This window comes from Streptomyces sp. PU-14G, assembly GCF_041028275.1.
Classification (GTDB): Bacteria; Actinomycetota; Actinomycetes; order Streptomycetales; family Streptomycetaceae; genus Streptomyces.
In genome coordinates, this window is sequence record NZ_JASKYT010000187.1 from 1 (window position 1) to 13,767 (window position 13,767).

Annotated in this window: 13 protein-coding genes; 6 read left to right on the forward strand and 7 right to left on the reverse strand. The window is 71.7% G+C overall.

Annotated elements, in window-relative coordinates; all coding sequences use genetic code 11:
* The first annotated feature begins 375 nt into the window (after positions 1 to 375).
* Together AB8Z75_RS21075 and AB8Z75_RS21080 are read left to right on the forward strand one after the other, a co-directional pair.
* Entirely contained in the window at positions 376 to 1,311 is a 936-nt protein-coding gene (locus tag AB8Z75_RS21075) for an SPFH domain-containing protein (RefSeq protein ID WP_369204271.1), read from the forward strand.
* Complete coding sequence (locus AB8Z75_RS21080; RefSeq protein ID WP_369204272.1) at positions 1,257 to 1,592, forward strand: hypothetical protein; 336 nt, start codon at positions 1,257 to 1,259, stop codon at positions 1,590 to 1,592. The genes AB8Z75_RS21075 and AB8Z75_RS21080 overlap by 55 nt, the downstream gene beginning before the upstream one ends.
* Positions 1,593 to 1,602: 10 nt before the next feature.
* On the opposite strand, the gene AB8Z75_RS21085 is transcribed toward AB8Z75_RS21080, so the two are convergent.
* Positions 1,603 to 2,583, reverse strand: coding sequence for a LysR substrate-binding domain-containing protein (locus AB8Z75_RS21085; RefSeq protein ID WP_369204292.1), 981 nt, complete (start codon positions 2,581 to 2,583; stop codon positions 1,603 to 1,605).
* 176 nt (positions 2,584 to 2,759) lie between these two features.
* On the opposite strand from AB8Z75_RS21085, the gene AB8Z75_RS21090 reads away from it, so the two are divergent.
* Both AB8Z75_RS21090 and AB8Z75_RS21095 read left to right on the forward strand, forming a co-directional pair.
* Positions 2,760 to 3,314, forward strand: a complete 555-nt coding sequence (locus AB8Z75_RS21090) for a peroxiredoxin (RefSeq protein WP_114014563.1) — start codon at positions 2,760 to 2,762, stop codon at positions 3,312 to 3,314.
* A 6-nt stretch (positions 3,315 to 3,320) separates the two neighbouring features.
* Complete coding sequence (locus AB8Z75_RS21095) at positions 3,321 to 3,854, forward strand: alkyl hydroperoxide reductase (RefSeq protein ID WP_369204274.1); 534 nt, start codon at positions 3,321 to 3,323, stop codon at positions 3,852 to 3,854.
* 178 nt (positions 3,855 to 4,032) lie between these two features.
* On the opposite strand, the gene AB8Z75_RS21100 is transcribed toward AB8Z75_RS21095, so the two are convergent.
* From AB8Z75_RS21100 to AB8Z75_RS21125, 6 genes are all read right to left on the reverse strand, one after another.
* Positions 4,033 to 6,213 carry a SpoIIE family protein phosphatase gene (locus tag AB8Z75_RS21100; protein WP_369204276.1) on the reverse strand — a complete coding sequence of 727 codons (2,181 nt, stop codon included), beginning with the start codon at positions 6,211 to 6,213 and terminating at the stop codon, positions 4,033 to 4,035.
* 65 nt (positions 6,214 to 6,278) lie between these two features.
* Positions 6,279 to 6,989, reverse strand: coding sequence for a class I SAM-dependent methyltransferase (locus tag AB8Z75_RS21105; RefSeq protein WP_369204278.1), 711 nt, complete (start codon positions 6,987 to 6,989; stop codon positions 6,279 to 6,281).
* Positions 6,990 to 7,094: 105 nt separating this feature from the next.
* Entirely contained in the window at positions 7,095 to 7,787 is a 693-nt protein-coding gene (locus AB8Z75_RS21110) for a DUF402 domain-containing protein (RefSeq protein ID WP_369204280.1), read from the reverse strand.
* 155 nt (positions 7,788 to 7,942) lie between these two features.
* On the reverse strand, positions 7,943 to 9,391 hold the full coding sequence (locus AB8Z75_RS21115) for a class II fumarate hydratase (protein WP_369204282.1): 1,449 nt from the start codon (positions 9,389 to 9,391) through the stop codon (positions 7,943 to 7,945).
* 64 nt (positions 9,392 to 9,455) lie between these two features.
* Positions 9,456 to 10,358 carry a hypothetical protein gene (locus AB8Z75_RS21120; protein ID WP_369204284.1) on the reverse strand — a complete coding sequence of 301 codons (903 nt, stop codon included), beginning with the start codon at positions 10,356 to 10,358 and terminating at the stop codon, positions 9,456 to 9,458.
* 170 nt (positions 10,359 to 10,528) lie between these two features.
* Positions 10,529 to 12,229: a fumarate hydratase gene (locus tag AB8Z75_RS21125; protein WP_369204286.1), complete on the reverse strand. Its 1,701-nt coding sequence runs from the start codon at positions 12,227 to 12,229 to the stop codon at positions 10,529 to 10,531.
* Between the two features lie 160 nt (positions 12,230 to 12,389).
* On the opposite strand from AB8Z75_RS21125, the gene AB8Z75_RS21130 reads away from it, so the two are divergent.
* Both AB8Z75_RS21130 and AB8Z75_RS21135 read left to right on the forward strand, forming a co-directional pair.
* Entirely contained in the window at positions 12,390 to 13,169 is a 780-nt protein-coding gene (locus tag AB8Z75_RS21130; protein ID WP_369204288.1) for a DUF1707 domain-containing protein, read from the forward strand.
* 233 nt (positions 13,170 to 13,402) lie between these two features.
* The coding region (locus AB8Z75_RS21135) for a WhiB family transcriptional regulator (protein WP_369204290.1) at positions 13,403 to 13,767 on the forward strand (365 nt) is incomplete at its 3' end.

Below are 13,767 nucleotides of genomic sequence, written 5' to 3' on the forward strand. Positions count from 1 at the left end.
CCCTCGTACTGGCGAGGACCGGCCCCAGCCGCTAAAGGGGGGGGGGCAGGGGGCGGCGCGGCGGGGGTATGCGGCGGGGCGGTGCGAGCTGTCTGTCCGCGACCTGCCCCATGGTCCTCTTTCCCGTCCGGTGCGCTCACCGCAGTGATGGTGCCGACCGTCCAGTATCGGTCGTCCCCGTCAGCGGACGCAGCGGGGGTCGAGGGGGTTGCCCACCGGGCCCGTTTCCGTCTCCCGCGCTCGCGGCCGGGGCCGTTCCTCGTCACCCCTCGTACTGGCGAGGACCGGCCCCAGCCGCTAAAGTGATAGCATATTGATAGGGCGCGCCGTCTCGACCGGACGCGCGCCGGACACCGGAGAGAACGGGGGAGAGCGATGACCTACGCCCAGCCGACCGACGCACCCGAGATGCCCGCTCCTGAAGTGCGGGAGACGAGCGCCCACAGCATCCCCGGCGGGCTCGCCCTGCTACTGGGCCTGATCGGCTTCCTGCTCGGCGTCGGTGCCACCGTCCTGGGCGGCGGCATGGCCTCGGACGGCCAGGGGGCCGCGGGCGTGACGCTGCTCGTCGTCGGCATCGTCGTGGTGATCGGCTCCGTCTTCGGGATGGCGGGGCTGAACATGGTGGCGCCGGGTGAGGCCCGGGTCGTCCAGCTGTTCGGCCGCTACACCGGTACGATCCGCGCGGACGGTCTGCGCTGGGTCAACCCGCTCACCAGCCGCAGCAAGATCTCCACCCGGGTGCGCAACCACGAGACGGCGGTCCTGAAGGTCAACGACGCCTACGGCAACCCGATCGAGCTCGCCGCCGTCGTCGTCTGGCAGGTGCGCGACACCGCACAGGCCACCTTCTCGGTGGACGACTACGTCGAGTTCGTCTCCACGCAGACCGAGGCGGCGGTGAGGCACATCGCCATCGAGTACCCGTACGACGCACACGACGAGGCCGGTCTCTCGCTGCGCGGCAACGCCGAGGAGATCACCGAGAAGCTGGCCGCCGAACTGACCGCGCGCGTCCGCGCGGCCGGCGTGACCATCGTCGAGTCCCGCTTCACCCACCTCGCCTACGCGCCCGAGATCGCCTCCGCCATGCTCCAGCGGCAGCAGGCGGGCGCCGTCGTCGCCGCCCGCCAGAAGATCGTGGAAGGCGCCTGCGGCATGGTCGAGGACGCGCTGGCCAGGATCACGGCCCAGGACTTCGTGGAGCTGGACGAGGAGCGCAAGGCCAGCATGGTCGGCAACCTGCTGGTCGTGCTGTGCGGCGACCGCTCCCCGCAGCCCGTGATGAACACCGGATCGCTCTACCAGTGACGGACGACGGCGAGGACGCCGCCTCGGGCGAGGAGGCCGAGGCGGCGCCCGATCCCGAGGGCCCGCAGCCCGCGCGGCGGAAGCCGCGGCAGCGCAAGCAGGTGCTGCTGCGGCTCGACCCCGCGATGCACGACGCGCTCGCCCGCTGGGCCGCCGACGAACTGCGCTCCACCAACGCGCAGATCGACTACCTCCTGCGCCGGGCCCTCAAAGAGGCCGGCCGCCTGCCCCGGGGGACCCGGCCGCACCCGCGCAGGGGCCGGCCGCCCCGCGAGGAGTGAGCACCCCGGATCACGGCAGCGCGGGGCGCACGGGAAGCGTCGCCAGCGCGGCGCGCAGGGCGTCCCCGAACGCGCGGAACTCCTCTTCCCGCGCCGCGCCTTCCCTGGTGGCCAGCGCGATGCGCCGCGAGGGCGCGGGATCGGCGAAGCGGGCCGTTTGCAGCGAGGCGTTGCGCCCGGTCTCCACGCGGACCGCGGTCTGCGGCAGCAGGGTGACGCCCATGTCACCGGCCACCAGTTGCACCAGGGTGGAGAGGCCGGCCGCGCTGGTGGTCACACCGGTCGACTCGGTGCGGCCCGCCTCGCGGCAGATGTCGAGCGCCTGATCGCGCAGGCAGTGCCCCTCGTCCAGCAGCAGCAGATCCAGCTCGCGCAGCATCGAGCGCGGCAGGTCGCTCCGCCCGGCCGCCGGATGATCGTGCGGGGTGACGAGCACGAAGTCCTCGTCGAAGAGGGGTATCTCCCGCACCCACGGCGCCGCGAGCGGCACCGCGCACAGCAGCAGGTCGAGGCGGCCCTGCCCGAGCCCCTCCAGCAGCGAGTCGGTCTGCTCCTCGTGGACCTGGAGGTCCAGGTCGGGGTAGCGCCGGTGGACGAGACCGAGCACGGTCGGCAGCAGGTACGGGGCGACCGTGGGGATCACCCCCAGGCGCAGCACGCCGGTGAAGGGAGCCTGCGCCGCCTCCGCCTCCTCCATGAGCTGTCCCATGGCGTGCAGCACGGCGCGGGCACGGGTTGCCATCCGCTCACCGGCGGGGGAGAGCAGCACCTTTCGGGTGGTTCTCTCCAGCAGTTGGACCCCCAGCGTCTCCTCCAGCGCGGCGACAGCGCCCGAGAGCGCGGGCTGGCTCATGCCGATGGCGGCGGCGGCCTCCCGGAAGTGCAGGTGCTCGGCCACTGCGACGAAAGCCCGCAGCTGGGAGACGCTGGGCTGCCTGGTGCGGGCGGCGCGCGGCGGCTGCGCGGACGGGGCGGCGGGGGCCGGGTGCACGGGCTGCGCGGGCACGGACTGCGCGGTCGGTGCGGTCACTGATAAGTCACTCCAATCAACCACACCAACTGTAGCTATTTCCGCGATCAATGCCGCATGTGGTTAGGTGGTTTCGACCAACCTCCAGGAATGCGCACAAACTGGGCATCCTGGCCGCAAGTGCAAGGAGTGTGTACGTGCTCACCGTCGGTGACAAGTTCCCCGAGTTCGAACTGACTGCCTGCGTCTCCCTGGAGAAGGGCAGCGAGTTCGAGACGATCAACCACAAGACCTACGAGGGCAAGTGGAAAATCGTCTTCGCGTGGCCCAAGGACTTCACCTTCGTCTGCCCGACGGAGATCTCCGCCTTCGGCAAGCTGAACGACGAGTTCGCCGACCGCGACGCCCAGATCCTCGGCTTCTCCGGTGACTCGGAGTTCGTGCACCACGCCTGGCGCAAGGACCACCCGGACCTGACCGACCTGCCCTTCCCGATGATGGCCGACTCCAAGCACGAGCTGATGCGCGCGCTCGGCATCGAGGGCGAGGACGGCTTCGCGCAGCGCGCCGTCTTCATCGTGGACCAGAACAACGAGATCCAGTTCACGATGGTGACCGCGGGCTCCGTCGGCCGTAACCCCAAGGAGGTCCTGCGGGTCCTCGACGCGCTGCAGACCGACGAGCTGTGCCCCTGCAACTGGACCCAGGGCGAGGAGACCCTCGACCCGGTCAAGCTGCTGGCGGGTGAGTGACCGACCATGGCTCTCGATGACCTGAAGCAGGCCCTTCCGGACTACGCGAAGGACCTCAAGCTCAACCTCGGCTCCGTCATAGGCAACTCCGAGCTGCCCAAGCAGCAGCTCTGGGGCACCGTGCTGGCCTGCGCCATCGCGTCCCGCTCCGGCATCGTGCTGCGCGCGCTGGAGCCGGAGGCCAGGGAGAACCTGAGCGCGGAGGCCCACACCGCGGCGAAGTCGGCCGCTGCCGTCATGGCGATGAACAACGTCTTCTACCGCACCCGGCACCTGCTGTCGGACCCGGAGTACGGCACGCTCCGTGCCGGGCTGCGGATGAACGTCATCGGCAACCCCGGTGTCGAGAAGACCGACTTCGAGCTGTGGTCGCTCGCCGTCTCCGCGATCAACGGCTGCGGGCAGTGCCTCGACTCGCACGAGCAGGTGCTGCGCAAGGCCGGTGTGGACCGCGAGACGATCCAGGAGGCCTTCAAGATCGCCGCCGTCGTGCAGGCGGTCGGCGCCACCCTGGACGCCGAGGCCGCCCTCAGCGCCTGACGGCACGACTGCGCAGTGCGCAGCGCCCACCGGCCCGCACCCGGGCTCGACACGTTGGCCCCCGCGAGGGCCGGCCACCCCGGGTGCGGGCCGGTTTCGTTGCCGCCCGCGGGGCCGGGGGCTGCGCGACGGAAAGGCCGCGCAGGCTGCCCGAGCGCAGCTCAGGCCGGCGGAAACGTCACAGTTCCGGTGGTGTCTTCGGCGTGGGCTCAGGGCAGGGGAGTTCGAACCAGACGACCTTGCCGGTCGACAGGCGAGTGGCCCCCCAGCGGCGCGCCAGCCGGTTGACCAGGTACAGACCGCGCCCGCCCTCGTCGGTGGCGCGCGCCTGACGGAGCCGCGGCAACTGCGGCACGTCGTCGCCGACCTCGCAGCGCAGCGTGTCCGTCCGCAGCAGCCGCAAGGTGATGGGACGTTCCGCGTACCGCACCGCGTTCGTGACGATCTCGCTGACGAGCAGCTCGACCGAGTCCGACAGCTCCTCCAGGCCCCAGCGCGCCAGCGCCCTGCGGGCGAGCCGCCGTGCCTGCCGCGCGGTCTGGGCGCGCGGGTCGAGGAACCAGTACGCCACGTCGCTGGGCGCGATCCCGTCGAACCGGGCGGCCAGCAGCGCGATGTCGTCGTCACGGTCGCCGGGCCCGACGATGTCCAGCACCTCGTCGCACAGCGGTTCCAGCGGGGCTGCCGCGCCCGGCCGGGTGAGCCGCGCGGTGGCGGCCAGCTTCTCGCGCAGGTGCTCGATGCCGGTCCACACGTCGCGCTGCCGCGACTCGACGAGACCGTCGGTGTAGAGCAGCAGCGTCGCACCCGCGGGGGCGTCCAGTTCGACGGCCTCGAAGTCGACGCCGCCCACGCCGATCGGCGCGCCCGCGGGTATCCGCAGCACCTCCGCGCGCCCGCCCCGGTGCAGCATCACCGGCGGCGGATGGCCCGCGTTGGCGACGACGATGCGGTGCGCCACCGGGTCGTAGACGGCGTACAGGCAGGTGGCCATGCGGTCGCTGCCCAGCCGCTGTGCCTGCTCGTCCAGGTGGTGCAGTACCTCCTGCGGCGGCAGGTCGAGCCCCGCCAGGGTCTGCGCGGTGGTGCGCAGCTGGCCCATGATCGCGGCGGAGGTCATCGAGTGGCCCATCACGTCACCGACGACCAGCGCCACGCGTGAGCCCGGCAGCGGAATGGCGTCGTACCAGTCGCCGCCGACGCGCGCGGTCTCGGCCGCCGGAAGGTAGCGGCTGGCCAGCTGCACCCCGGTGGGCTGCGGCAACGCGTCGGGCAGCATCGTGCGCTGGAGCTCGTCGGCGATGTAGGCCTCGCGCCCGTAGAGGACCGCCTTGTCGACGCCCAGCGCCGTGTGCGTCGCCAACTGGGCCGCGATCAGCAGGTCGTCCGGCTCGAACGCGGGACGGTCGGGGCGGCGGAGGAAGACCGCGGCCCCGATGACTCTGCGCCGGCCGCGCAGCGGAGCCAGGATGGCACGGTTGCCCGCCGGCACCTCGCGGTCGGGGCCGAGGAGCTCGGGCAGCGCGGCGCTGGCCGCCGGGGAGTCGGCGAAGACGGGGCGTACGCCGCGCAGCACCTCGGCGAGGGGCCCGCCGGGGCGCACCTCGGCGAGCTGCGCCGCGGTGGTACCGGCCGCGCCGGCCGCCATGCCGGAGACCATGCCGAACGCGAGGCCCGCGCTGCCGCTCGCGCCCTGCCCGGAGTGCTCGGCGGTCTCGGGCGCGGTTCCCGCGCCGGGGGCGACCGTCTGGGCGGCCTGCAGGGCCTGGGCGGTCAGCGGGTCGTCGGGGATGCGGTCGCTGCGCCTCAGCCGCAGGACGAAGGGTCCTGTGGGGCGCTCGTCGCCCACCGGGAGCGGGTCGCGCAGGTAGACGAGGATGGCGTCGGAGTAGGCGGGCACGCTGGCGCGGCACAGCCCCAGAACCGTCTCGTCCAGGTCGACGCCGCGGGCGATGCGCCGGGTCGCCGCGCCGACGAACCGCAGCCGGTCCCCGCCCCGGCGCTCCCGCTCGGAGCGCTCACTGCCGTCGGCGCCGTTACCCGTCCCCGGTCCCGGCCCCCGCGTCGGCGCCGCGGAGGCGGGCCCGGACCGGGTGCCGGGCGCCGGCCGTGGCTCCGCCCCGGGCTGCGGGGGGTGCGGCTGGGCCTGCGCGGGGACGGCGTCACGGCCGCGCGGGGCCGCCGCCTCGTCACCGGGGCTCGTGCTGCCGGTGGTGCGGGCGGGACCCGTGGCGCCCGTGGGCTCGCCGGCGGAGCCGGCGCGGTCCAGGCCCGGGGAGCCGGGTGGCTCGGGCGGCGTCGGCTCGGCGGTGCTGCTCGCCGCAGGCTTCTCGTGCTCCGTCACGCGTTCGGTTTCCATCCATCCGGGGCTGCGCGTCGGCGCACGCCCAGCGCCAGGCGCCCGCGGTGTCGCGGGCTAGCGGTCTATGGGCGTCGTCGGCAGTGCAGGAAGAGCTGAATCTCGGGCGGTATGTCCGTGCTCGCAGGAGCGTACGCGCGTGCGTCCTCCTCCACGATGTCGAATCCCGCGTCCTGGACCACCGCGCGCCATTCGTCCCGCAGGTAGCCGGATACCCGGATCGCGTGGCCCAGGAACGGAATGGCGAAATCGTTCACGTCCGCTTCCACCATGCCCAGGACCAGCGGCCCCTCGCCGCGCAGCTGACCGTGCAGGGCCCGCAGCGCGAAGGGGATCTCGGCGCGGGGCAGCATCAGCAGCGAGAAGAAGGCGACGACACCGTCGAACGGGCCCAGGCGAGCCGACTCCAGATCGGCGACGTCCAGCTTGCGGCACTCGCTCTCCGGAACGTTGTCGCGGCACAGCTTCAGCATCGACGACGACAGATCGACACCGACCACCTTGTGCCCCGCGTCCGCCAGCTGGCGTGCCGTGGGCAATCCCGTGCCGCAGCCCACGTCGAGCACCCTGGAGCCGGGCGGCAGCAGGTCGGACAGCCACGCGGTACCGGCGATCTGGCCCTCCTTGTGCGGAAACGCCTCGTCGTACCGGTCCCCTATCGCGTCGAAAGCCTCGGACTGACCCGTTCTGTCGATATGCGTACGGTCAAAACCGTCATACGCCCCGGCACCTGACCCGGCTGTCCGGCTAGCCCCAAAACCCGCAGAGCTGCTCACGGCTGGGCTCCTTCCTGGCTGCCGGTCAAATCCCCGGGGGGTGCGAGGAGTTGTGCGGCGCATTTCGTACGGAGGTTGATCCTACGTTTGCAGTATGGGGGCGTATCAAGGGGCACCGTCAGCCCGGTGCGGGCACGCGTCGGGCGGCGGCCTGTCCCAGTCGTCGGGCAACTCGGGCACCGGCCAGGCCGGATCGGGCCGCCACCACTCCCAGCCGTCCGCGAACGGGGAGCCCCAGGCGCCTACCGCCTCGACGGCCCGCCGCCCGGCCGCACGCACCTGCGCCGCCTGCGCATCCGACATCAGCCCCACCCGCTGGGCCTCGGCGAACTCGTCCTCGTCCCGCCACTCCCAGCCCCCGTCCGGCCACACCTCGATGTCCAGGAAGTGGTCCTCGGAGTCGATACCGCCCGGCCAGCGCAGCCGCGGCTCCTCCAGGTTCACGTAGAAGTTCTTGAACCGCCAGCCGCGCTCCCAGAACAGCCACACCGACCACGGCTCGTCCGGCCGCGCCAGCTTGAGCACACCCATGCCGAACCAGCGGGTGAAAGCCGCCCTGCGGGGCTTGGTGTACCGGGTGGCCAGTGGTTCGCGGTGCAACGGCGTACCGTCCGCCAACTCGGGCCGCACACACAGCGTGCCGGGCGCCATCCACACCGCCAGCAGCTCGGCGGTGTCCTGGACGACGGTGACGGGACGGCAGATGTGGGGGTGTGCGCCGCCGTTGGCGCGGTAGCGCCACAGGATCGGGGTTCCCGTGGGCCAGCGCTGCGTCGTCGCCGCCTGTTCCGCTGTCATGACGAGATCCTAGGCGCCCACCCCACAGGCCCGCCGTGAGCTGCGCCGCAAGCCCGGCGGGACACCGTACGGGCCGACCGCACGTGTGCCGGGGCGCCGTCCGGGCCGGGACCGACAGGGCGCCGGCGCGGCACCAGCAGGGCCGTGTGCGACCGTCAGGGGTGCGTCATCCGCAGCACGTCCAGCGCCTCGTCCAACTGCGCGCGCGTCAGCTCGCCCCGCTCCACGTACCCGCCGCTCAGCACCGCTTCACGAATGGTCAGCTCCTCGGCCAGCGCCTTCTTCGCGACCGCCGCCGCGTTCTCGTACCCGAGGTACTTGTTCAGCGGCGTGACGACGGAGGGCGACGACTCCGCGTACGTGCGCGCCCGCTCCGCGTTCGCGGTGATGCCGTCGACCGTGCGGTCCGCCAGCAGCCGCGAGGCGTTCGAGAGCAGCCGCACGGACTCCAGCAGGTTCTTGGCGATGACGGGCAGCATCACGTTCAGCTCGAAGTTGCCCGCGGCGCCCGCCGCGGCGACCGTCGCGTCGTTCCCCGTGACCTGCGCCGCGACCATCAGTACCGCCTCCGGGATCACCGGGTTGACCTTCCCCGGCATGATCGAGGAGCCGGGCTGGAGGTCGGGCAACGCGATCTCCGCCAGCCCCGTGCGGGGCCCGGAGGCCATCCACCGCAGGTCGTTGGAGATCTTCGTGAGACCCACCGCGACCGTGCGCAGCTGCCCGGAGGTCTCCACCAGCGCGTCCCGCGCCCCCTGCGCCTCGAAGTGATCCCGTGCCTCGGTCAGCGGCAGGCCCGTGGCCCGCGCGACCTCCTCGATGACGGCGGGCGCGAAGCCGGGCGGGGTGTTGATGCCGGTACCCACCGCCGTACCGCCCAAAGGCAGTTCCGCCAGCCGGGGCAGGGTGGCGCGCAGCCGCTCGACGCCGTACCGCATCTGCGCCGCGTAGCCCCCGAACTCCTGGCCGAGCGTGACGGGCGTCGCGTCCATCAGGTGCGTACGCCCCGACTTCACGACCTGGGCGAATTCGCTCGCCTTCGCCTCCAGCGAGACGGCCAGATGCTCCAGCGCCGGAACGAGATCCGCCGTCACCGCGGCCGTCGCGGCGATGTGCAGCGAGGAGGGGAACACGTCGTTGGACGACTGGCTGGCGTTGACGTGGTCGTTCGGGTGGACGGTCACCGGCTCGCCGGAGGCGCCGCTTGGGCCGCTTGGGCCGCTTGGGCCGCCTGCGCCGCCCAGGCGCTCGGTGGCCAGCGTCGCCAGCACCTCGTTCATGTTCATGTTCGAGGAGGTGCCGGAACCGGTCTGGAAGACGTCGACGGGGAAGTGCTCGTCCCAGTCCCCCCGCGCGACCTCTTCGGCCGCCGCACGGATGGCCTCGGCCCGCTCCTCGTCCAGCACCCCGAGCCGCGCGTTCACCACGGCCGCCGCCGCCTTGATCCGGGCCAGCGCCTCGATGTGCGCGCGCTCCAGCCGCTGCCCGCTGACGGGAAAGTTCTCCACGGCCCGCTGCGTCTGCGCCCGCCACTTGGCGTGCGCCGGAACCCGCACCTCACCCATCGAGTCGTGCTCGGTCCGGTACTCCGCGCTGTCGCTCATTCGTGCACCTCCGTCACGCACAGCGTTCCGCACGGGTCCCCGCATTCCCGGCACGCCATGCGGGTCAGCCCCCGGAGGTCCCCTCGCCCCCCGCCGCCTCGAACACCTCTTCGGCGCACCCGGCCGTCACCGCGCGGACGAACCAGCGATTCAGCAGCTCGCTGTCCTTACACGAGACGATGCGCTCGCGCTGGGTTTCGGTGAGAGGGATGTGCCGGGTGTCGAGGACCTGCAACAGTTTCTCGACGTGCGTCTGCACCCGGCCCTGGTCGCGGAAGCCCTCGGCGAGCCAGCTGCGGGATTCGAAGAGTCCGGTTCCCATGAGTGTCCTCCACAGATCGGCCGAAGGGGAGTCGGCGAGGCCGATGGCGGTCAGTTCGGCGCAGAGAGCGGTTCTGTCGTCCTCCGGCGCCTTCTTCAGGGCCGTTGCGAGAACGTCCAGTATGTCATCGATGCGCCTGTCGTTGCTGTGCGTCAGCGCGGAGAACACCGCGAGCGGTAGATCGGCGGCAGCGCGCTCGACATCGGTGATGACCGGCACATTGTTGGGGCCGAGCACGAACGGGGTGACGTGCAGGTTGGCACGAGCCCGATGTCCGACCTGGAACGGCCCGGCGGCCCAGCGGGCGGTCTGGTGATCGCGGCAGAGCACCAGAAGCACCGGGTGGTCCTTTGGATACTTGTTGGCCAGGTAACTGAGGTAGTAGCCCCAGCTACGGGCCTTTCCCGGATCCTTCTTCGTCTGCGATTCGACGACCAGCAGGTAGGTGTGCCCGTCGGCACACGCCAGGCGGAGCAGCGTGTCCACGCGACGTTCCAGCGGTTTGACCTCTGTGACGTCGCAGTTGAGCACGTCCACCGAGGACGGTCCCGGGTCGGGCAGCCCGAGCAGGCCGAAGGCGCGGCTGAACAGCTCCGGGAACTCCTGGAAGGAGCGATGGTGCGCCTCGTGCGGGGAGTTGACCATGGCCGTGACGCTATGCGGGCGCTGTGGGCTCGTGCGCTCATATGGGTGGATGTCACCCGTACGGGCGTATGGCTGACGTGTGCGGGTGCGGCCGTGTGCGCGGTGGCGCGGTGGAGCGAGAGGCCGAACGGCGGGGGCGGCCCCCGGGTGGCGGGCCGCCCCCCCGAGGGTCAGGAGCCCTGGCGGACCGGGATGGAGGTGACGAAGGGCTGTTCGGGGGCCGGGTCGGCGAAGAAGTCGTTGCCCTTGTCGTCCACGACGATGAACGCGGGGAAGTCCTCGACCTCGATCCGCCAGACGGCCTCCATGCCCAGCTCCTCGTATTCGAGGACCTCCACCTTCTTGATGCAGTCCTGGGCGAGCCGGGCGGCGGGGCCGCCGATGGAACCGAGGTAGAAGCCGCCGTGCGAGGCGCACGCGTCGGTGACCTGCTTGCTGCGGTTGCCCTTGGCGAGCATCACCTTCGAGCCGCCCGCTGCCTGGAACTGCTCGACGTAGGCGTCCATCCGCCCGGCCGTGGTCGGGCCGAAGGAGCCGGAGGCGTAGCCCTCGGGCGTCTTGGCGGGACCCGCGTAGTAGACGGGGTGGTCCTTGAGGTACTGCGGGATCTCCTCACCCGCGTCCAGCCGCTCCTTGATCTTCGCGTGTGCGATGTCGCGGGCGACGACGAGGGTGCCCGTCAGCGACAGCCGGGTCTTGACCGGGTGCTTGGTCAGCTCGGCCAGGATCTCGTCCATGGGGCGCGTCAGGTCGATCCGCACCGCGTCCAGGTCGGGGCCCGCGCCCTCGGTCAGCTGGGCCTCGGTGGTGTCCGGCAGGAAGCGCGCCGGGTCGGTCTCCAGCTGCTCCAGGAAGACGCCCTCCGCGGTGATCTTCGCCTTGGCCTGCCGGTCGGCCGAGCAGGAGACGGCGATGGCGACGGGGCAGGAGGCGCCGTGCCGCGGCAGCCGCACCACGCGCACGTCGTGGCAGAAGTACTTGCCGCCGAACTGGGCGCCGATGCCGATCTTCTGCGTCAGCTCGAAGACCTTCTCCTCCAGCTCGGTGTCCCGGAAGCCGTGGCCGGACGGGGACCCCTCGGTGGGCAGCTCGTCCAGGTAGTGCGCCGAGGCGTACTTGGCGGTCTTGAGCGCGTACTCGGCGCTGGTGCCGCCGACGACGATCGCCAGGTGGTACGGCGGGCAGGCCGCGGTGCCCAGCGAACGGATCTTCTCCTCCAGGAACTTCATCATGGAGGCCTCGTTCAGCACCGCCTTCGTCTCCTGGTAGAGGAAGGACTTGTTGGCGCTGCCGCCGCCCTTGGCCATGAACAGGAACTTGTAGGCGTCACCGTCAGTCGCGTACAGCTCGATCTGCGCGGGCAGGTTGGTGCCGGTGTTCTTCTCCTCCCACATGGTCAGCGGGGCCATCTGGGAGTAGCGCAGGTTGAGCTGGGTGTACGCGTCGTGGATGCCGCGCGAGAGCGCCTCCTCGTCGCCGCCCGCCGTCAGCACCTGCTGGCCGCGCTTGCCCATCACGATGGCGGTGCCGGTGTCCTGGCACATGGGCAGCACGCCGGCCGCCGCGATGTTGGCGTTCTTGAGCAGGTCGAGGGCGACGAAACGGTCGTTGGCGCTGGCCTGCGGGTCGTCGAGGATGCGGCGCAGCTGCGCGAGGTGTTCGGGGCGCAGGTAGTGCTGGATGTCGTGGACGGCCTCGGCCGCCAGCTTGCGCAGCGCCTCAGGATCCACCGTGAGGAAGGTGCGCCCGTCCGCCTCGAACGTGGCCACGCCCTCGCTGGTGACGAGGCGGTAGGGCGTGGGATCCTCGCCGGTGGGGAGTAGATCCGTGTAGGAGAACTCCGGGCTGGCCGGTTGGGAGCTGGCAGACATACTGGGGACTCTTCCTCTCACACTCACGGCCTCCCGCGTGATCGCTGCGGAAGAAGCCGTGGCTCTCGACGATGGGAGCGCGTCTCACAGCGTAGAACGCGGACGCAAGGAGGCCGTCCGGGGGTAGTCGCGATCTATCGCGTTTGGGTACGCTGCCCGTGTGACTGAAGACTCCTCGCGTCCCTCGCTCGAAAAGCAGCCGGCTGACGGACGCCCGTCGGCCCCCGCCGCACCGGCTCCCGCGCCCGCGGTACGGGACGCCGACGTGCGCGCCTCGGACGCGGACCGCGACCGTGTCGCCGACATCCTCCGCGAGGCCCTCGCCGAGGGCCGCCTGGACGCGGAGGAGCACGGCGAGCGCGTCGAGTCCGTCTACGCGGCCAAGACGATGGGTGAACTGGAGCCGCTGGTGGGCGACCTGCCCGCGGGCCGCGGAAGCGGTGCGGGCGCGGCGCACGGAGCCGGACAGGACACCCGGGGCGGGGAGCGCTCCTACGCCTCCTCGTTCGCCAACTTCGCCGCTTCGCACACCACCGCGCCGGGCCCCCACGGGTGGGGGCCCAAGGAGAACCTCGTCGCGATCTTCAGCGGCTCCGGGCGCAAGGGGCGCTGGCGGGTCCCCCGCAAGATCAACGCGTTCGCTCTCTTCGGCGGCATCGAGATCGACCTGACCGAGGCGCTGTTCGAGCACCCGCACGTGCAGATCAACGCCACTGCGATCTTCGGTGGAATCGAGATCCGGGTCCCGGAGAACGTCACGCTCCAGCAGAAGGGTGCCGGGATCTTCGGCGGCTTCGACGTCCGTGTCACCGACTCGCCGGACCCCGGAGCCCCCACGGTCCTGGTCGAGGGGGCCGCGATTTTCGGGGGCGTGGAGGCCAAACCGAAGCGCGGTTCGCTCATCCAGAACCTGCGGGACCGACTCCACAAGGAACCGTGACGGCACCCGGCGCGCGCCGCGGATGGCGCGCGCCGGGGAGCGTGCGCCGGGGCGTGCGTGGGAGGCCACGCAATGCATACCGGCACGTACAGCGGGTAGGGCTCGGGCATCGTCTTTCGTACGGTCTGACTGCGGACCGGCTCCGGTGAGCCGGTGGGGGACCCGTGGAACCGCCGTGCGCTGCAAGACGGGTGAAGGAGACCGAACCTCCGTCGTCGCGTCAGGAGCAGACCGTGCTGCACACGCCGCATCAGTCCCTGCAGGCCGCCGCCACCGTCCCCGTCCAGCGAACGCCTGAGCGAGATGACCAGGCAGGCCCCTGGCACGGCGACGCCGTCTGCCGCCGGGACGAGGCAGGGCTCTTCTTCGCACCGTCCAAGGAACCCACGGCCGCCAGGCTCGCCAGGGAACAGGCCGCCAAGCGGGTCTGCGCCCGCTGTCCCGTCCTGGTCGAGTGCCGCGAGCACGCCCTGCTGATGCCCGAGCCGTACGGCGTCTGGGGCGGTCTGACGGCCGCCGAGCGGCGCGTCGTCCTCTCCCGCCGCCGCCGGGCGAAGACCGCTGCCGCGGCCGAGACCCCCGCCGAGGTGTCCCGCAT